Annotated in this window: 20 protein-coding genes; 12 read left to right on the top strand and 8 right to left on the bottom strand. The window is 67.0% G+C overall.

Going from position 1 to position 17,096, the window contains the following annotated elements:
- Nucleotides 1-5: 5 nt before the first annotated feature.
- The gene (locus AB0L82_RS28625) at nucleotides 6-1,565 is read right to left on the bottom strand and encodes a hypothetical protein (RefSeq protein WP_364642877.1); all 1,560 of its coding nucleotides are present in this window, start codon (nucleotides 1,563-1,565) and stop codon (nucleotides 6-8) included.
- Nucleotides 1,566-1,845: 280 nt separating this feature from the next.
- On the opposite strand from AB0L82_RS28625, the gene AB0L82_RS28630 reads away from it, so the two are divergent.
- The 5 genes from AB0L82_RS28630 to AB0L82_RS28650 all read left to right on the top strand — a co-directional run bounded on the left by AB0L82_RS28630 (nucleotide 1,846) and on the right by AB0L82_RS28650 (nucleotide 5,851).
- Nucleotides 1,846-2,856, top strand: a complete 1,011-nt coding sequence (locus AB0L82_RS28630; protein WP_364642879.1) for an ATP-binding cassette domain-containing protein — start codon at nucleotides 1,846-1,848, stop codon at nucleotides 2,854-2,856.
- Nucleotides 2,853-3,692, top strand: a complete 840-nt coding sequence (locus AB0L82_RS28635; protein ID WP_364642881.1) for an ABC transporter permease — start codon at nucleotides 2,853-2,855, stop codon at nucleotides 3,690-3,692. Before AB0L82_RS28630 ends, AB0L82_RS28635 begins: the two co-directional genes overlap by 4 nt.
- A gap of 88 nt (nucleotides 3,693-3,780) precedes the next feature.
- Complete coding sequence (locus AB0L82_RS28640) at nucleotides 3,781-4,170, top strand: hypothetical protein (protein WP_364642882.1); 390 nt, start codon at nucleotides 3,781-3,783, stop codon at nucleotides 4,168-4,170.
- A 74-nt stretch (nucleotides 4,171-4,244) separates the two neighbouring features.
- Entirely contained in the window at nucleotides 4,245-4,985 is a 741-nt protein-coding gene (locus AB0L82_RS28645; RefSeq protein WP_364642884.1) for a thioredoxin domain-containing protein, read from the top strand.
- Nucleotides 4,982-5,851, top strand: coding sequence for a cytochrome c biogenesis CcdA family protein (locus AB0L82_RS28650; RefSeq protein ID WP_364642886.1), 870 nt, complete (start codon nucleotides 4,982-4,984; stop codon nucleotides 5,849-5,851). The genes AB0L82_RS28645 and AB0L82_RS28650 overlap by 4 nt, the downstream gene beginning before the upstream one ends.
- Nucleotides 5,852-5,901: 50 nt before the next feature.
- On the opposite strand, the gene AB0L82_RS28655 is transcribed toward AB0L82_RS28650, so the two are convergent.
- On the bottom strand, nucleotides 5,902-9,597 hold the full coding sequence (locus AB0L82_RS28655; protein WP_364642888.1) for a BTAD domain-containing putative transcriptional regulator: 3,696 nt from the start codon (nucleotides 9,595-9,597) through the stop codon (nucleotides 5,902-5,904).
- Between the two features lie 80 nt (nucleotides 9,598-9,677).
- Between AB0L82_RS28655 and AB0L82_RS28660 the strand changes: the two genes are divergently transcribed.
- Nucleotides 9,678-10,133 carry an SRPBCC family protein gene (locus tag AB0L82_RS28660; RefSeq protein ID WP_364642890.1) on the top strand — a complete coding sequence of 152 codons (456 nt, stop codon included), beginning with the start codon at nucleotides 9,678-9,680 and terminating at the stop codon, nucleotides 10,131-10,133.
- 84 nt (nucleotides 10,134-10,217) lie between these two features.
- Nucleotides 10,218-11,087, top strand: coding sequence for a 1,4-dihydroxy-2-naphthoate polyprenyltransferase (locus AB0L82_RS28665; RefSeq protein WP_364642892.1), 870 nt, complete (start codon nucleotides 10,218-10,220; stop codon nucleotides 11,085-11,087).
- 5 nt (nucleotides 11,088-11,092) lie between these two features.
- On the opposite strand, the gene AB0L82_RS28670 is transcribed toward AB0L82_RS28665, so the two are convergent.
- The 3 genes from AB0L82_RS28670 to AB0L82_RS28680 all read right to left on the bottom strand — a co-directional run bounded on the left by AB0L82_RS28670 (nucleotide 11,093) and on the right by AB0L82_RS28680 (nucleotide 12,350).
- Nucleotides 11,093-11,479 (bottom strand): phage holin family protein, encoded by a 387-nt coding sequence (locus tag AB0L82_RS28670; protein ID WP_364642894.1) that lies wholly within the window; start codon nucleotides 11,477-11,479, stop codon nucleotides 11,093-11,095.
- A gap of 65 nt (nucleotides 11,480-11,544) precedes the next feature.
- A complete protein-coding gene (locus tag AB0L82_RS28675) occupies nucleotides 11,545-12,129 on the bottom strand; it encodes a Clp protease N-terminal domain-containing protein (protein WP_364642896.1) in 585 nt (194 codons plus the stop codon).
- Nucleotides 12,129-12,350, bottom strand: a complete 222-nt coding sequence (locus AB0L82_RS28680; RefSeq protein WP_364642897.1) for a helix-turn-helix domain-containing protein — start codon at nucleotides 12,348-12,350, stop codon at nucleotides 12,129-12,131. Before AB0L82_RS28680 ends, AB0L82_RS28675 begins: the two co-directional genes overlap by 1 nt.
- A 149-nt stretch (nucleotides 12,351-12,499) precedes the next feature.
- Between AB0L82_RS28680 and AB0L82_RS28685 the strand changes: the two genes are divergently transcribed.
- On the top strand, nucleotides 12,500-13,384 hold the full coding sequence (locus AB0L82_RS28685; protein ID WP_364642899.1) for a helix-turn-helix transcriptional regulator: 885 nt from the start codon (nucleotides 12,500-12,502) through the stop codon (nucleotides 13,382-13,384).
- 37 nt (nucleotides 13,385-13,421) lie between these two features.
- Here the strand turns inward: AB0L82_RS28685 and AB0L82_RS28690 are convergent, their stop codons facing one another.
- Both AB0L82_RS28690 and AB0L82_RS28695 read right to left on the bottom strand, forming a co-directional pair.
- Nucleotides 13,422-14,507: a PLP-dependent cysteine synthase family protein gene (locus AB0L82_RS28690; protein WP_364642901.1), complete on the bottom strand. Its 1,086-nt coding sequence runs from the start codon at nucleotides 14,505-14,507 to the stop codon at nucleotides 13,422-13,424.
- Nucleotides 14,504-14,812, bottom strand: coding sequence for a DUF4229 domain-containing protein (locus tag AB0L82_RS28695; protein WP_364642902.1), 309 nt, complete (start codon nucleotides 14,810-14,812; stop codon nucleotides 14,504-14,506). The genes AB0L82_RS28690 and AB0L82_RS28695 overlap by 4 nt, the downstream gene beginning before the upstream one ends.
- A gap of 225 nt (nucleotides 14,813-15,037) precedes the next feature.
- Here AB0L82_RS28695 and AB0L82_RS28700 point away from each other — a divergent pair, with 225 nt between their 5' ends.
- From AB0L82_RS28700 to AB0L82_RS28715, 4 genes are all read left to right on the top strand, one after another.
- On the top strand, nucleotides 15,038-15,271 hold the full coding sequence (locus AB0L82_RS28700) for a BldC family transcriptional regulator (RefSeq protein ID WP_067567119.1): 234 nt from the start codon (nucleotides 15,038-15,040) through the stop codon (nucleotides 15,269-15,271).
- Nucleotides 15,272-15,341: 70 nt separating this feature from the next.
- Complete coding sequence (locus AB0L82_RS28705) at nucleotides 15,342-15,542, top strand: hypothetical protein (RefSeq protein WP_309230565.1); 201 nt, start codon at nucleotides 15,342-15,344, stop codon at nucleotides 15,540-15,542.
- Entirely contained in the window at nucleotides 15,469-15,648 is a 180-nt protein-coding gene (locus tag AB0L82_RS28710; protein WP_364643015.1) for a hypothetical protein, read from the top strand. The genes AB0L82_RS28705 and AB0L82_RS28710 overlap by 74 nt, the downstream gene beginning before the upstream one ends.
- Nucleotides 15,649-15,730: 82 nt before the next feature.
- Nucleotides 15,731-16,255 (top strand): GNAT family N-acetyltransferase, encoded by a 525-nt coding sequence (locus tag AB0L82_RS28715; RefSeq protein WP_364642905.1) that lies wholly within the window; start codon nucleotides 15,731-15,733, stop codon nucleotides 16,253-16,255.
- Here AB0L82_RS28715 and AB0L82_RS28720 read toward each other — a convergent pair.
- The gene (locus tag AB0L82_RS28720) at nucleotides 16,223-17,041 is read right to left on the bottom strand and encodes a DUF6585 family protein (protein WP_364642907.1); all 819 of its coding nucleotides are present in this window, start codon (nucleotides 17,039-17,041) and stop codon (nucleotides 16,223-16,225) included. The two genes, AB0L82_RS28715 and AB0L82_RS28720, sit on opposite strands and share 33 nt — an antisense overlap.
- Between the last annotated feature and the right edge of the window lie 55 nt (nucleotides 17,042-17,096).

A 17,096-nucleotide genomic window follows, 5' to 3' on the forward strand; every position in this document is an offset into this window, starting at 1 on the left:
GGGGTCTACGCCGCCGGGGCGGGCTCGGCGGGCTGGCCGAAGAGCGCGGGTATCGCGTTCGCGATCATCGGAGCCACCGAGGCGGCGAGTTGGGTCAGGCCGTCCATCGGTGCGATCGGCGGAACGTCCTGCGGGGCTTTGAGATCAGCCGCCAGTTGCGGGGCGACCGGAGCGATGAAGTCGGCGACCGCCGGAATCAGTTGCGGCGGAACGGCCGCGGCGAGTTCGGATGGGACGCCCGCCGTGATGAGCGGTGACACCTCGGGTGCTTTGGGTGTTGGCGCGAGGTCCGCGATCGGGTTGCGCGCCACATCGCCCTGGAGTCGCAGGGTGTTGTAGGCGTTCACGCCCGAGATGATGCCGACCGGAACGCCGATCGCGAGGCTGCCGATGGTGCCGCCCATCGCGCCGAGCAGGGCCGCGCCGGTGAGGCAGCCGCCCGCGAATCCGGTGGCGGTGCCCGCGAGCGCGGCGGAGAAGGTGCCCGCCGTGCCCGCGCCGATTCCGCCTGCGAGACAACCGATGATGAGCCCGGTCATACCGCCGACCAGGCCGCCGACGCTGACCGCGAGACCGAACTGGGTGCCCACCGCGCTGTAGGCGTCGTTGATGTCCTTCTGCCGCTGCACCGGATCGGGATTCGGCTTGGTCCCGGGTGCGGGCGGGGCGGCCGGGTCCGCCGCCGGATCGTCGATGAATCCGGTGATCGGGACGGTGGCCGGGGCCTTGCACACCGGATCCGGCAGGTCCGCCGCATTGCGGGGCGGCTTGTCTGCCGAGGGCAGCTGGGAGATGGGGACGGTGCCGACGGGGCAGGGCACCGCGGCGTTGGGCCACAATGCCATTGGCGAACCGAGCGTGAGCGTATTGCCCATGACGTAGCGACCGTGCGCGTCCAGCACCTGGAAGTTGTTGAGCAGTTGCAACTCTCGTTCACCGCCGGGTCCCGGCTGCAACGGATCGGCTCCGGTACCCGGCGCCTGCACGATCAGCGAGCCGATCGGCGTGGTCAGATAGGCGGACATATCGGTGAGATCGCCGGTGTAGACCACACCCTGCATGAGCCCGACCGTCACCCGGGACATGCCTTCCCGGACCGCCTGCTCATGCGGTGTCAGATCGGCGGTATTGCCCGGCAGTGGCGGCGGGATCTCCCGCCCGAACGGCACATGGTGCAGCGTGCTGCGGTCTTCGCCGAGGATCAGATTCCCCGAATGATCGCGCAGCTGATAGTGATTGTTGCCGATCAGGCTGACCGCGACATCGGGCCCGTAGATGGTCGACAATCGCCGATAGGCGTTGCTGCGCAGGTACACGTCCCCGGTCAGCTGCATATCGTTCTCACCGCACAGCGGATCGCGCGGCGGGATGGGCGCGAGCGGGTCGTCGGCGTCCGGCGTCGGCGGGCAGGTCAGCAGCAGCTGATTCGACCCGGGCTGTTCCGCTTGCGCGGCAGGCGAATCCGGGGCGTCCACCGCGAGCGGCGTGGCATGCGCGGTGACGGTGGTCACGACCGCGGTCAGCGCGGCCAGGGCCGTGGTCAGGGCGACGGGAACGACTCTCAACGGAACCTCGCAATCCATACGCACGGAACGAACCGGGAACGAAAAGCAGGTCGAGCAAGAACGTGTGGCCAGGCTAACAAGCGCGGGTCCGAATGCCTGGGAACGCGCGGCGGCGGTGACGAATGCGCTGCTCATGAGGGTCACCGTAGGCTCGAGCGGGTCTCGCCACGCCAGCCTGCGCGCTCGCACGACCGGCTTGCGTGAGTGCCGTCACCGGCTTGCGTCGGCGCGCAATCGTCATGCAAGGGGCGTGTAAGTCCGGGTCCGCAGAGTATGGGTCATGACTTCATACACACCTGCTGAGGCGCTCGCCATCGAGGCGAATGACCTGGTCAAGATCTTCGGGGAGCAGCGGGCTGTCGACGGCGTGAGCCTGGCGGTTCCGCGCGGCGCGGTGTACGGCGTACTCGGCCCGAACGGCGCCGGGAAGACCACCACCATTCGCATGCTCGCCACCCTGCTGAAGCCCGATGGCGGCAGCGCCCGCATCTTCGGCCGCGATGTGCTGACCGAACCCACCGCGGTGCGCTCGCTGATCGGCGTGACCGGGCAGTACGCCTCGGTCGACGAAAAGCTCACGGCCACCGAGAATCTCATTATCTTCTCGCGGCTGCTCGGCCTGTCCAAGGCCGACTCCCGGCGCAAGGCCGCCGAACTGCTGGAGGAGTTCGGACTCGAGGAGGCCGCCAACAAGGCCCTGGAGAACTTCTCCGGCGGTATGCGGCGTCGCCTGGATCTGGCCGCCAGCCTGATCTCCACCCCGCCGCTGCTGTTCCTGGACGAGCCGACCACCGGTCTGGATCCGCGCACCCGCGCCCAGATGTGGGAGACCATCCGCCGCCTGGTGCGGGAGGGCTCGACGGTACTGCTCACCACGCAGTACCTGGACGAGGCCGATCAACTGGCCGACCGGATCGCGGTCATCGATCGCGGCAAGGTCATCGCCGACGGCACCTCCGATGAATTGAAGGGCTCGGTCGGCCTGTCCGCGCTGCAGCTCACCCTCGAGGACCGCGGCCGCATCGATGAGGCCCGCGCCCTGGTCTCGGAGTATCTGTCCCGCGCCGAGGGCAAGACCGTCGAGGCGACCGTCTCCCCCGAGGCGGGCCGCATCACCGCACCGCTGCCCGATCCCGCCATCACCACCGACATCCTGATCCGGTTGCGCGAGCACGACATTCGGGTCGAAGAAATCAATGTCAGCAAGCCCAGCCTGGATGAGGTGTTCTTCGCGCTCACCGGACACGGTGCCGAAGACGACTCCGCCGATACCGAAAAGAGCGCGGCATGACCACCACACTCACCTCCCCCGGCCTGACCAAACAGGTCACCCCGGCCCCGATTCCCGAGGTCAGCAATCACATCAGTCTGAAGAAGACGGTGCAGAACTCGCTGACCATGGCGTATCGCGGCCTGCTCAAGATCCGGCACAATCCGGAACAGCTGTTCGACGTCACCGTGCAGCCGATCCTGTTCACCGCGCTGTTCGCCTACATTTTCGGCGGCTCGATCGGAGGCAGCGTCTCGGGTTATCTGCCGCTGCTCATTCCCGGCATCCTGGTGCAGACGGTGGTGCTGACCTCGGTCGCCACCGGCACCCAATTGCGTGAGGATATGGACAAGGGCGTCTTCGATCGCTTCAAATCCCTTCCCATCGCCCGTATTTCGGCGCTGGCGGGCGCACTGCTGGCCGATATGGTGCGCTACGGCCTGGCGACCACGCTCACCGTGATCGTCGGTCTCGCGCTCGGCTACCGTCCCGAGGGCGGCGTGCTCGGTGTCGTGGCGGCCGGACTGGTCGTGGTGTTCTGCTCCTTCGCCATCAGCTGGATCTGGGCGCTGGTCGGCGTCACCGGTAAGAGCGCGGCCTCGGTGCAGGGCATCTCGATGATGATCATGTTCCCGCTGACCTTCATGGGCGGCACCTTCGCACCGGTCGACAAGATGCCGGGCTGGTTGCAGGGCATCAACAAGGCCAATCCGGTCTACTACATGGTCAATACGGCCCGCGAGCTCATGAACGGGACCGGCGTCAGCGCCAACCTGGCCTGGTCGCTCATCGGCGGCGTCGTGGTGATCATCGTGTTCGCCCCGCTCGCACTGCGCGCCTACATGCGGCACGCATAACCTGAATCACGCCGAATGCCCGTCCGCCGAATCCCCGGTGGGCGGGCATTTTGCCGTGCCCGCGAGTTCGGCTGTTATGGTCGGGGCGGTGAATTCCCATCCTGCCCCGCACAGCCGGAAGTCATTCCGGCTGTCGTGTGCTGCGCTGTTGATGGGCCTTTTCGCCATTGTCGGATTACTCGCCGCGGTCGCGGATTGGGGTTCGACGCAACAGGTTTCGGTACAGGCGGCGGTAGCGCCCGCCGATACCGTGACGACCATTCACTCACCCTTCTGCGAGCGCCGGGATCAGCAGGGTTCGGACCCGATCGGCCAGGTCGCCGCACCACCGCGTGCCGCGGCGGATCAGCTGCTCACGCCGGTATTCGCGGTGATTCCGGAACTCCCCGCCACCCAGTGGCTTTCCTATGACATCCAGCCGCGCGGGCCGACGCTGCCCGTGACATCCCCCCATCTGACGACGGTGCTGATCATTTAGGAGACCCGGCGTACAGCCATGTCTTCCAGCACATTTCACATCGATCAGGACCCGAGTCGTCCAGGGGTATTCGCATGTCCAAAACTCGTAAGAAGCGTCCGAGCGGCACTAGGAAGATGTTCGCCGGGCTCGCATTGTTCGCGGCGGCCTGCCTGCTCGCCATCGCCGGTTTCCAAATGCTCGGCGGCGAAAAGAAATCCACGCCGGAAGCGGCGGCCGCCACCACCAATCCCATGTTCGCCGAACTCGCGAAACTGGCGCGCCGCGATGCTGGCGATCCGCTCGCGCTCGGCCGCGCCGACGCCCCCGTGGTGATGATCGAGTACTCGGATTTCCAGTGCTCGTTCTGCCGCACCTTCGGCCGCACCATCGAACCCAAGCTCATCGCGAAATATGTGGATCAGGGTGTGCTGCGCATCGAATGGCGCAATTTCCCCATCTTCGGCGCGGAATCGGAGAACGCGGCCCGTGCCGCGTGGGCGGCCGCCCAGCAGGGCAGATTCCGGGAATTCCACGACACCGTGCAGGCGAACGCGCCCGAGAAGAAGAACACCGGCGTGCTGACCCCGGACCGGCTGGCCGAATTCGCCGAACAGGCGGGGGTACCGGATATCGCGAAATTCCGCGCGGATCAGGACTCCCCCGCCGCCACCGCGGCCGTCCAGCGCGATGCCGCCGAAGCGTATTCGCTCGGCGCGTCCTCCACGCCGACCTTCCTGGTCAATGGCCGCCCGGTACTGGGCGCGCAACCCATCGAACAGTTCGCCGCGGTGATCGAGGCGGCCGCGAATATCGCGTCTGGACACGCGGAATGAGCGGCACCGTAGGCTTTTTCGCGGCCTTCCTGGGCGGCCTGCTGGCACTGCTGAGCCCGTGCAGCGCACTGCTGCTGCCGAGCTTCTTCGCGTACTCGTTCACCTCGAGCGGCAGACTGCTGGCTCGCACCGGCATGTTCTATCTGGGCCTGGCCACCACGCTGGTACCGCTCGGCATCGCGGGATCGTTTGCGGGACAGCTGTTCTCGAACAATCGCGAACTGCTCATCACCATCGGCGGGTGGACCATCATCGGCCTGGGCGTGCTGCAGATCCTCGGGCGCGGTTTCAGTTTCGGCTTCGCCCGGCGCGCGGCGGCGAAACAGGGGCGTCCGGAACGCTCGGGTGCGGTGTATCTGCTGGGCCTGGTCTACGGCCTGGCCGGATTCTGCGCCGGGCCGATTCTGGGCTCGATTCTGGCGGTGGCGGCGGTCGGCGGATCGCCGGTGCAGGGCGGACTGCTGCTGGCGGTGTACGCCCTCGGGATGGCGGCTCCGCTGTTCGCGCTGGCGGCATGCTGGGACCGCTTCGGCCTGGGGCAGCGAAAGTTGTTGCGCGGCAAGAGTTTCAGTGTGGGCAAGCTGGAATTGCACAGCACGTCGCTGCTCTCCGGACTGTTCTTCATCCTGCTCGGCGCGGTGTTCCTGATCTTCGACGGCACCTCGGCGCTGCCGGGACTATTGGGCGCGGAGACCGAATTCCATGTGGAGGCAACGGTGCAACGCCTCAGCGGGGCCGTCTCCGACACCACCGTGCTGCTGGTCCTCGGCGCGATCGCGCTCGGACTGGTCGGCTGGCGACTGCTGCGCACCGACGACAGCGGCCCGGCCGAGACCCCCGCCCCCGAATTCGCCGAACGGGACTGAGCAGATACTCGGGGACGATCCGGCGCGAACGCCGCCGGATCGTCTCGGAGTCAGAGGTTTTCGTGCACCTCGCCCATCAGTTCCATGATCCGCTCGGAAGCTCCCCGCCGATTCCAGCGGGTCGCCGCGCGCATGGCCGCGTCCAGCCGGTCCGCGCCCACCACGGGCAGGTGCAGTTCGATATGGCGACGCCAGTTCATCGACGGATAGTCCTGGCGCGCGAAGACTTTCGGCGCGAGCACGAGAATCTCCAGCGCCCGGTCGAGATCGCGTCCGGAGGCGAGCAGATGACTGCCGAGGGCGTTCGCCGCGGCGCCGATCTGCGGCAGATCCCAGAACTGGCCGAGTTTGAGCACCGCCATTTCGACCAACTGACCGACCAATTCGTCGACCTCCGGCGCATGCCCGTGCAGCACATGCGCGTCGATCACGGCCGCGGCGACCATGAGATCGCCAGGTCCGGGCGCCACCGTCCCGTGCGGCCACGCCATCAGCGTCAGGGCCTGCCGGAAGCGAGCCAGCCCGGTATCGATATCGCCTTCGGCCAGTTCGAGTTCCGCGAGCCCGGAGGCCACGGTGGCACGCCGGTGATTGGGTGGGACGTCGGTGTGCACCATGGCCGGATCGATGCCGACGCCGGGCAGCAGCGGCATCAGCTCCCGGCGCGCCTGCTCGGGCTGCCCGGCCCCGGTCAGCGAGACCGCCAGATAACTGCGAATCTCCACGCTCTCGTCGTACGCGCGCAGCGTGGTGAGCAGCTCCGCGGCCCGCCGGTAGTACTCCACCGAATCGGTATAGCGCGCGGACTGCGCGTACATACCGCCCAGATGCTGGCACACCATGGCGGTGCCCCACAGATCGTCCTGCGCTCCGGTTGCCAAGGCGCGCACCGCATCTCGGATGGAGCCGTACACGTCCCCGGAGTTCTCCCGCACATTGGCGCGCAACAGCAGCGCCACCACCCGGGTGTGCGCGTCGGCCGACCGCACGCCATCGCAGAACTTGCGACCCAACTGCACCCCGGTCCTGGTCAGCGCGGCCACTTCGCCGAGGAAGCGGAAAGCCGGACTCAGTGCGCCGCCCACCCGCAACAGGTGCCGGATGCGAGCGCGGACGCGCAGGGCATCGCGATTGCCACCGCCGCCCAGGAAAGTCAGATGCAGGCCGAGCATCAGCTGCCCGAACATCTGCAGGTCGGCTGCCTCGGCGGCGAGCGGACCCGTGCGCAGCGGCATACCCAGCATGCGGGACGACCAGCTCATCAGTTCCAGATGCGCGCCGCGCATCATCCACAGCGTGGCCAGCACCGGATACACCGCGTGCGCGGTGGCGATATCACGATGGTCGACGGCGTACCGCAGCACCGCGTTCAGATTGTCCACCTCGGCGGCCACGCCGAGCACCACCGCGACCTGATCGTCGCCGTGATACCTGCGCGCCGATGTCAGGGCGAATTCCCTTGCCCAGCAGGACATCCGGTCCATGACCAGATCCGCGTCCCCGGCCACGGCGAATTGCTCCTCACCGTATTCGCGAACGGTTTCGAGCATGCGATAGCGGGTGCCGTCGTAATCCGGGTCGTCGGATTCCAGCACGGTGAGCAGCGATTGCCCCACCAGGCCGTCCACGGCCGCGGCGGCATCGGCGATATCGGCCCCGGCCAGCACCGTCTCGGCCGCGGCGAGGGTGAAACCCGCCGGAAATCTGCACAGTCGGCGCAGCGCGGTGCGCTGTTCGCCGTCGAGCAGGTTCCAACTCCATTCGATCACCGCGTGCAGGGTGCGATGCCGTTCGGGGGAGCTGCGATCGCCGCTGCGCAATAACGCGAAACGATGGTCGAGCCGGGATTCGATCTCCTCGACGCTCATGGTGCGGGTGCGCGCGGCGGCCAGTTCGATGGCCAGGGGCAGACCGTCCAGGGTGCGGCACAGCCGCGCCACCACCTCCGGGTCCAGCCGCACCGAGGGCCGGACCGCGCGGGCCCGCGCCATGAACAGTTCGGTGGCCGGTGAACCGTGCGCGTCGATGGTCAAAGGCGGCAAAGGGTATACCGTTTCCGCCGTGATCTGCAGCGGAGCCCGGCTCGTGGTGAGCACCGTCAGCTGATCACTGGCCCCCACCAGATCCGCGACCAGCTCGGCCACCGCGTCCACCAGGTGTTCGCAATTGTCGAGAATCAGCAGGATCGGCCGCGCGGACAACGCCTCCCGCAGCCGCTGCCCCAGATCCCGGGTGCGCGTCGCCCGCAGAATATTGGTGTCCCGGCTGAACTCGCCGACCCCGAGCGTGGTGGCGATGGCGGCTTCGATCTCCGCCCGGGTCTCCGCGTCCCCCGCCGGATCCGCCCGCAGCGAAGCCAATTCGACCAGCGCCACCGTGCATTCGTGCGCCACTCGCGCCCCGAGCTCATTGGCCACCCGGGTCTTGCCGGTACCGCCCGGACCGAGCACCGTGGTCACCCGCGACGCGCGCAGCAGCTCTTCCAGCGCATCGATATCCGCCTCCCGACCGAGCAGCGGATTCGGCGCGGCCCGCAATCCGATCCCCACCCCGGCGCCGTCACCGGCATCGCGCGTTCCGGCCGCGTGCTGCGCCGCGGCCATCCGCCGCAGACTCTGCGCCGATCCCCAGCCCGCACCGGAATCGTCCGCGCGGCCACCGGTATCGCCCGCCCCGGGTGGCTCGCCCACACCCTGCTGCCGTGTCCCCGGGCTGCCCGGCTGTGATCCGTAATATCCGTGCGCTGCACCGGAATTCGCCCGGCCGTCGGCCTGCCCGGAGCCGCGCGCGGGTTCGGTGCGATCCGAATACGGCGACCGCGGGTAGCCCTGACCGGAATCCCCCGCGTAGTTCGGCGCGGATTCGCCCCGGCGGTAGCCCGTCGCGGTCGGCGTGTCCGCTCCGGCGAGCGGACTCGGATCCCGCCGGTCGGACCGGCGCGCCCCCGGCAACGGTTCGCCGCGGAGCAGGGCGGTGTTCATGGCGGTGAGTGCGGGGCCGGGGTCCGCGCCGAGTTGATCGACCAAACGGGTTCGGAGGGAAGCGAATACGTCCAGGGCTTCGTTGGTGCGCCCGGCGGCGGCGAGCAGGCGCATGAGGGTGCCGTGCGCGGGTTCGTCGAAAGGTTGTGCGGCGGCCGCGGATCGGGCCAGCTCGAGGGCTCCGGCCAGATCGCCCACGGCTTCGCGGGCGGCGAGTTCGAGGGTGTCCAGGCCGTGACGGCGAGCGGTGGCGAGTTCGGTGAGTTCGTCCGCGACCGACCCGGCGGGCAGATCGGCGGCTGGGTCACCGCGCCAGAGCGTGCGCGCCTCGGCGATCAAAGCCAGGCAGTGGGTGTCGTCGCCGCGCGTATGCGCCTGGCGCGCTTGGTTTTCCAGCTGCTGAGCCAGGGTCAGGTCGACCTGATCGGGGCGCAGCATCAGGCGATATCCGGCCGGGCCGATCTCCAGCGCGCCCTCGGGCAGGGTGGAGCGGAGCCGGGAGACCTGGGTGTGCAGCGCGTTCATCGGGGCGCGCGGCGGATCCTCACCCCAGACGTCGTCGATCAGGGCCTGCGCGCTGCGGCTGCGACCGGGATGCGTGGCCAGGGCCGCGACCAGCAGGCGCGCCCGGGCTCCGGGTACGGGTGCGAGCCCGCCGTCGCGACGTACGGCGACCTCGCCCAGCAGGGCCAGCAGGACCGTGTCGCTCGCGGGTGCCGGCCGGGTACTCCCGGCGCCGTTGGCACTGCCTGTTTCCGAAAACATTCCTTGCCAATCCTAGGTGAGCGACGCGGAGGACGCCCGATTCACCGGATCCGTCGGTGCGGTCCCCTACGCTGGCGATCATGGCCGCATTCGACATCCACCGGGAAACGGTCATCAAGGCCGATCCCGCCCGGATCCAAGCACTCGTCGACGACTTCCACCAGTGGCAGCAGTGGTCACCGTGGGAGGGCTTGGATCCGGCCATGGAACGCACGTACAGCGGGGCCGATCGCGGTATCGGCGCCCGGTATTTCTGGAGTGGCAACCGCAAGGCGGGCCGCGGCGATATGGAGATCACCTCGGTCACCTCGCAGGCCATCGGCATTCGATTGAATTTCGAGAAGCCGATCCGGAACACCAATCAGGTCACCTTCGAATTCATCGCGCAACCCGAGGGCACCGCCGTCAGCTGGCGGATGACCGGTGAGCGCAGCGGCCTGATGGCGTTCATGGCCAAGCTCATGCCGATGGATTCCATGATCGGCAAGGACTTCGAGAAGGGCCTGGCGCAATTGAAGGCCGCCGCGGAAGCATGAGCGCGGCCCGCCGCGGAAGCATGAGCGCGCCCCGCCCGACACGCTGACGGGTGCGGCCGGAACCCTCGCACTAGGCTGCGATACATGGCTACAGCAGCACAGTGGATCGAGGGCGCTCGGCCGCGCACTCTGCCGAACGCGATCGCCCCGGTCCTGGCGGGCACGGGGGCCGCCGCCTCGATCGACGGGGCGGTGTGGTGGAAAGCGGTGCTGTGCCTGCTGCTTTCGCTGTCCCTCATCATCGGCGTGAACTACGCCAACGACTATTCCGACGGTATTCGCGGCACCGATGACGAGCGGGTCGGGCCGCTGCGCCTGGTCGGCTCCAAACTGGCGTCGCCCCAGGCGGTCCGCAATGCCGCCATCGGCTGCCTGGTGCTGGGCGCTGTGATCGGCTTGATCCTGGTTCTGACCAGCGCCTGGTGGCTGCTGATCGTGGGCGCGGCCTGCCTGGCCGGGGCCTGGTTCTACACCGGCGGCCGAAATCCGTACGGCTACAGCGGTTTCGGTGAGATCGCGGTCTTCGTGTTCTTCGGCCTGGTCGCGGTGCTCGGCACCCAGTTCGTACAGGCCGGACGCGTCGACTGGGCCGGACTGGCCTGCGCGGTCGCGGTGGGCGCGTTCTCCAGCGCGGTGCTGGTCACCAATAATCTGCGCGATATCCCGACCGATTCGGTCACCGGCAAGACCACCCTCGCGGTGCGCCTGGGCGATACCCGTACGCGCACACTGCATATCGTGCTGCTGGCGGTCCCGTTCCTGGCCACGCTGGCATTGGCCGCGCGCACCCCGTGGGCGCTGGCCGGTCTGCTCGCGCTGCCGCTGGCGATCAAGGCCAATGAGCCGGTCCGTACCGGCAAGAACGGGCCGGGACTCATTCCCGCCCTTGCCGGTACGGGCCTGGCGCTGTTGATCTGGTCGGTCGTGACCGGACTGGCGCTGGCCTTCGGCTGAGTCGTTCAGTCCTCGTCGGGGACGAGCACGCCGAGCACCCAGTTCACCAGCGTGATGATGATGGCGCCCCAGAACGCGGCCCAGAATCCGTTCACATGCAGCTGGTAATCGGTGTGCTCGGTGATCTTCGAGGTCAGCCACAGCATGAGCGCGTTGACGATCAGCAGGAAGAGCCCGAGCGTCAACACCACCAGCGGCAGTGACAGCAGTTTCACCAGCGGCTTCACCAGCGCGTTCACGATGGTGAAGATGACCGTGATCACCGCGATGACGAGGATCTTGTCGGTGGTCGTGGCCGGATCGTCGGGACCGTGGATCTCGATTCCGCCGACCCATACGGACGCGAGCCAGATGGCCACACCGTTGATCAGCAGACGTAGCAGGAGCGTCATGCCCCGATCGTAGGGCGCGAACGCGTCGGAGGGTGATCTTCACACGCGTTCGCACCCGGTCCGCCTCAGGCCGCGTGATCGAGGTAGTCGCCGACGGCGGCGCGCAGCGTCCTGGTCGCGGTCTCGTCGCCGAGCAGTCGCCGCGTCGCGGCATTGGGGGCGCGCAGGATGCCGAGCAGAATGTGCCCGGCCTCGATGCGATCGTCACCCCGGGTGAGCGCCTCGCGCAGGGACAGCTCCAATACTTTCTTGGCGTCCCGGTCGAAGGGGATGTGCCCGTTGGCCATTCCCCAGCCGCGCATGCGCCCGCGCCTGGGTTCCTCCACCGGGACCGCCCGTTCGAGCGCGTTCTCGCCGAAAGTGGCCTCCAGGCTTTCCCGCACGGCGTCCAGATCGATGCCGATGGAGCGCAGCGCGGCCGCGTCCTCTTCACCGAGGGGTTCGGTGGTTCGCTTGCGCGCCAGCGCTTCTCGCACGCCTTCGGCGGTGTAGCCGTGATCGGCGAGCACCTGTTTGAGCCCCGCGTCCGGGCTGACCAGCAGCCCGAGCAGTACATGCTCCATTTCGATGGATGGCGCACGCAGTTCGCGCGCTTCCTCCTGCGCGATGACGATCGCGTATTTGGCCGCCTTGTCGAATCGTTCGAACATCAGCGGATACCGCCCTTCCGGTTGTACTTCTGGTGGACCGCCTGCCTGCTGACCTCGAGCGAGTCGGCGATGGCCTGCCAGGACCAGCCCTGTGTGCGGGCATTGGTGACCTGGATCGCCTCGAGTCGCTCGAGCAGCCGGCGCAGGGCGAGGACCGCGCGGAGTCCGACCTGCGGGTCGGGGCTGCCGGCGGCGGCCGCCAGAGTCGTTGCTTCACTCATGACGTCAATTTACGTTGACGCCGCGAGCGTGTCAACGAAAATTGACATGACCGGAAATCGGGGCGACCCGGCGCGACTTCAGATTTGTTGTTGTTTCAAACTGGGGCGGAAACGGGATACCGCCCCACCTAGTAAGGTCACCCTAAATAATGAATGGAGTACCAACGTTCGGCGAGTACATTCGCCAGCGCCGGACAACCGCGAACCTCACCCGCCCACAACTGGCCTGGCTCGCCAACCTGTCGGTGCCCTATCTGACCAAGATCGAGGGCGGCGCCAACCCTTCCCGCCGGGTGGTCGAATCCCTCGGCGCCGCACTGGAACTGCGGGCCGTCGAATTCGAATACGCGCTCACCCTGGCCGAGGGGCCGTTCCCACGCGCCGAATCGGATCACCCCACCGCCACCGATCTGGAGTACCTACACCTGCTCAACCCCAAGATCGCGGCGTACATCTCCGGAGCCATGGACATCCTCGCGGTCAATGCCGCGCACGCGCAGACCTTCCCGCAGCTCGATCCGGGTCACAACTATGTGGAGTGGATGGTGCTGAATCCGGTGGCTCGGACAGTACTGGTCGATTGGGAGGGTGAGGCGCGGCAGACCCTCGGCATGTTCCGGATGCTGCTCGCCCGACATGGCCCCGATCAGCACACCACGCGAATCATCGAGAACTGCATGGCCAGTCCGGAGTTCGAGTCCATGTGGCGCGATGACGACCTATCCAGCGAACGACGCGATCGCACCAAGGTGGTGCGCGATCCGAAAACGCTCGCCATCACCGAGTTGCGAATGAACATCTGGCGCACCTCCTCGACGCTGCAATCCTGGATGTTGGTGGTCGGCGCGGGGGTCGATCAACCCATGGCGGTCACCCGTCCAGTGCTGCGCGAAACGCCAAAAGCGTCAAGGGCTATTAACACCGGCGAGGTGCGGGAGCTATCCCCCGAACGACCGAACATGAATGCTTCACTTCGCGAGCAAGCACCAACCCAACCGTTGCAGCAAATCGTCAGCAATCAATCGGAGGGGTGAGCGGCCCTTCTCAGCCGAGCCCTGTGCGGTGCGAAAACTAGCCCGACCAAGTACCGGTGGCGATGAATCGATCGATGATCGCGGTCGGTTCGTCCAGACTCAGCCCTTGACCGGCAACCCACGCGTCATTGAAATAGGTTCCGGCATAACGGTCCCCGCCATCACAGAGCAGGGTGACCACACTGCCGGTGCGACCGGCCGCGATCATGTCGGCAATCAGGGCAAACGCACCCCACAGATTGGTGCCGGTGGATCCGCCGACCCGGCGGCCGAGCACCCGGCTCGCATGCCGGGCCGCCGCGATGGAACCCGCGTCCGGCACCTCGAGCATGCAGTCGACGACCTGGCCGACGAAGGACGGCTCCACCCGCGGGCGGCCGATCCCCTCGATCCGGGATCCCATCCCGGTCTGATAGCCCGCGTCGGAGCGTTCATAGCCGCCGTAGAAAGCCGAATTCTCCGGATCGACCACGGCCAGTTTGGTGGCATGGCGGCGATACCGGATATAGCGGCCGATGGTAGCGCTGGTGCCGCCCGTACCCGCGCCGACCACGATCCACTCCGGCACCGGATGCGTCTCCAGAGCCAGCTGCTGGAAGATCGATTCGGCGATGTTGTTATTGCCGCGCCAGTCCGTCGCCCGCTCGGCGTGCGTGAACTGGTCCATATAGTGGCCGTCGCACTCGCGCGCCAAACGCGCTGCCTCGGTATAGATTTCGGGGCCTTTTTCGACCAGGTGGCTGCGGCCGCCCTGCGCCTCGATGAGCGCGATCTTCTCCGGCGAGGTGGTGGCGGGCATGACCGCCACGAAGTCCAGGCCGAGCAGTTTCGCGAAGTACGCCTCGCTGATGGCGGTCGAACCGGACGAGGCCTCCACCACCGTGGTGCCCTCGGTGATCCAGCCATTGCAAATGGCGTACAGGAACAGCGATCTCGCCAGCCGATGCTTGAGACTGCCGGTGATATGGGTGGATTCGTCCTTGAGGTACAGCTGCACGCCCCATTCGGCGGGCAGTGGATAGCGCAGCAGATGGGTATCGGCGCTGCGCTGGGCGTCCGCGTCGATCAGCCGGACCGCGTTGTCGACCCAGTCGCGGGGCGCCGAGCGATCACAGCGCTTCACTGGTCTTCGCCGCGTAGTCGCGTCATGAGCTGTTCGCGATCACTGCGCCGTTTGGCGTCCACGGCGGCGATATCCTTGTTCACCTGCGTCCGCAGCTTCTTGAACAGCAGCAGCGAGAGCGGCATGGCGATGAGCAGCGCGAACAGCGCGGCCACGATGAGCGGGATGTCGACCTTCACGATGGCGGCCATACCCAGGATGATCGCGGCGATGACGACGACCAGGCCGAGCCGGGCGACGGTGTAGAGGGCCAGATGTTTGGCCAGCCGGCGGCCCGCGCTCTCCGGTGGGGTTGCGTCACTCACGCTGACAGCCTAGGTGACGGGGATTCGGGCATATGCGGTGCCCTCTTTTCGAATGTCGCTGGATATTCGCTACTCCGGGGTAGTTAGTGACCGCGAACACAGTACGGATATCCGTTTTGTCTATTACTTCCCCTTTACCAAATCGAGACTGTTCGAACACTCAAGGGTTGCAGTGCAACGATGTCGCTACTGATGAGGGATCTGACAAAACGGAAAGGTTTGCGAATGACTGCGTTCACCGCGGCGAGCCGCGTAATGGGTTCCGTCAACAGCCAGGACACCCTGCTCACCCCCGGCCAGGTAGCAGCAATGTTCCATGTCGATCCGAAGACCGTTACCCGGTGGGCTCATGCGGGACGGCTCGGCTCATTGCGGACTCCGGGCGGTCACCGCCGGTTCCGCGAAAGCGAAGTTCTGCAGCTTCTCCGGTCCCTCACCACCGAGGCGACCCGCGTCTAACCCCTATTTAGCGTTCCGCGGTGCCGCGGGTACGGACACGGATTACCCTCGTTGGCAGGAGGTGAGCGACGTGACGTACCTGTTGGCACTGATCGCGGTAGTGGCCGTCGCGATGTTGTGCTGGAAAGCTTTCGGGCCCCAGCGACCGGCCCGCACCGGCACAGCATCGGCACCACGCAACCGCATCATCGGTCCCGATGACGATCCCGATTTTCTCTGGCGGCTATCCCGCCAGCACCGGGACGGCGAACCCGGTTCTCCCGATCACTGATGTTTTCGAGGCCCGGTCGGCATTCTTTCAGCAAACCGACCGGCCTCTTTTTTTTCGAGTGCATACCGGCGTCACCCGACGCGACTTCGGCGACACCGCCCCCTGACTCCCCCGCATCCCCGCCGCCGCTACCGCCCGGCGAGGATATTGATGTGCGCATCGCCCCCGCCCCAACCAGAATCGGCGAAATGCCCGCATCCACCCTCACCACCGCGCGCCTGACCCTCACCCCGGTCACCCCCGCCGACCACCCCACCCTGCTCGCGCACTGGACCACCCCCGCGGTCCGCGAATTCCTCTTCGACGGCAAAACCCTGACCCCCGAAGAGATTTCCCACACCATCACCACCAGCCAACACACCTTCGCCACCGCCGGCCACGGCCTCTGGCTCATCACCACCGACACCTTCATCGGCACCGCGGGCCTGCGCCCCCTCGACGACCTCGGCCAGGAGATCTACTACAGCCTGACTCCCGAGTCATGGAGACGGGGCTATGCCTCCGAAGCGGCGCACGCGGTGATCGACTACGCCTTCGAAACCCTCGGCCTCCCAGCGATTTTCGGTGAAGTGGACGAGGCGAACACCGCTTCCGCCGTTCTCCTGGAACGCCTCGGCATCACTCGATTCGCCACCGTCCCAGGAGAACTCGGCCCGCTACTGCGTTATCGCCGGTACGCCTCAGTCGACGGCGGAAATACGCCCGTGCGATGAACGCAGGTGCTCGAAAAGCGCCTGGAAGACAAAGAAATTCGGAATCCGGCTGATCGGCGTCGTGGAGAGCCCGAAGAATTTGCCGTCCACGCCGATCGACGCACTACCCGAGACGACGACCAGTTGCTCCGCCCGATCCCATCCGACGGACTTGCGGCCGGAACCCACCTCGGTGGCCGAGATCCACAGATCGCCGAAGGCCACCCGCTCGCCGGCGCGCACCCGGGCCGCGGCCCTCGGCAACTGCGCGGTGGTGACGGCCTGCTGGATCTCGGGTCCCCAGGTCAGCACATTCGCGACGGCTTCGTTGACCACCGCGCGAGCGCCATCGGGACCCGCGAACGTGTAGTGATACGTCGTGCCCTGGAAGACGCCATTGCGGTAGTGCTCGGTGATTCGCTGTAGTACCTCGGCTGTCTCGTATCGGAACGCGACCACCCCGCCCGGCTGTGCGGTCACCATGCCGTGCTCGAAGAGATCGAGCCGACTGCCCCCGACCTTCCGGTCATATCGCCACGTCCGCACGACCCCGATGAGCACCGTTCCGATCATCACCACGGAGAAGAATCCCGCGAGCCCCTGCAACCATTCCAGATTCGCCGCGACTCCGATGGCGGTCAACGTCACCCCGCCGACCATCAGGAAGAACGCGGTCCGCACCGCACCCCAATTGGCCGGCGCGGCCGGATACGCGGACCGATGCGCCCCGAGTCCGGCCTGCTCCGCTATCTGCCCGATGCGCCGCAAGAGCTCCGCATCCGATGCGGGCGCAGCGAATTCAGTCATGATCTCCCCCTCGTACCGAATCATTTCCTCGGCGAAGGGTATCGGATCGGCCGAT

The sequence above is a fragment of the Nocardia sp. NPDC052001 genome, from assembly GCF_040680615.1.
Taxonomy (GTDB): domain Bacteria; phylum Actinomycetota; class Actinomycetes; order Mycobacteriales; family Mycobacteriaceae; genus Nocardia.

What these genes read in the sequence shown, in the direction of transcription:
- AB0L82_RS28645 (WP_364642884.1), top strand. Translation starts at nt 4,245, where the DNA reads ATGTCCAAAACTCGTAAGAAGCGTCCGAGCGGCACTAGGAAGATGTTC.
- AB0L82_RS28700 (WP_067567119.1), top strand. Translation starts at nt 15,038, where the DNA reads ATGACTGCGTTCACCGCGGCGAGCCGCGTAATGGGTTCCGTCAACAGC.
- AB0L82_RS28710 (WP_364643015.1), top strand. Translation starts at nt 15,469, where the DNA reads ATGACGATCCCGATTTTCTCTGGCGGCTATCCCGCCAGCACCGGGACG.
- AB0L82_RS28655 (WP_364642888.1), bottom strand. Translation starts at nt 9,597, where the DNA reads ATGTTTTCGGAAACAGGCAGTGCCAACGGCGCCGGGAGTACCCGGCCG.
- AB0L82_RS28670 (WP_364642894.1), bottom strand. Translation starts at nt 11,479, where the DNA reads ATGACGCTCCTGCTACGTCTGCTGATCAACGGTGTGGCCATCTGGCTC.
- AB0L82_RS28665 (WP_364642892.1), top strand. Translation starts at nt 10,218, where the DNA reads ATGGCTACAGCAGCACAGTGGATCGAGGGCGCTCGGCCGCGCACTCTG.
- AB0L82_RS28715 (WP_364642905.1), top strand. Translation starts at nt 15,731, where the DNA reads ATGCCCGCATCCACCCTCACCACCGCGCGCCTGACCCTCACCCCGGTC.
- AB0L82_RS28680 (WP_364642897.1), bottom strand. Translation starts at nt 12,350, where the DNA reads ATGAGTGAAGCAACGACTCTGGCGGCCGCCGCCGGCAGCCCCGACCCG.
- AB0L82_RS28675 (WP_364642896.1), bottom strand. Translation starts at nt 12,129, where the DNA reads ATGTTCGAACGATTCGACAAGGCGGCCAAATACGCGATCGTCATCGCG.
- AB0L82_RS28650 (WP_364642886.1), top strand. Translation starts at nt 4,982, where the DNA reads ATGAGCGGCACCGTAGGCTTTTTCGCGGCCTTCCTGGGCGGCCTGCTG.
- AB0L82_RS28685 (WP_364642899.1), top strand. Translation starts at nt 12,500, where the DNA reads ATGAATGGAGTACCAACGTTCGGCGAGTACATTCGCCAGCGCCGGACA.
- AB0L82_RS28635 (WP_364642881.1), top strand. Translation starts at nt 2,853, where the DNA reads ATGACCACCACACTCACCTCCCCCGGCCTGACCAAACAGGTCACCCCG.
- AB0L82_RS28660 (WP_364642890.1), top strand. Translation starts at nt 9,678, where the DNA reads ATGGCCGCATTCGACATCCACCGGGAAACGGTCATCAAGGCCGATCCC.
- AB0L82_RS28720 (WP_364642907.1), bottom strand. Translation starts at nt 17,041, where the DNA reads ATGACTGAATTCGCTGCGCCCGCATCGGATGCGGAGCTCTTGCGGCGC.
- AB0L82_RS28630 (WP_364642879.1), top strand. Translation starts at nt 1,846, where the DNA reads ATGACTTCATACACACCTGCTGAGGCGCTCGCCATCGAGGCGAATGAC.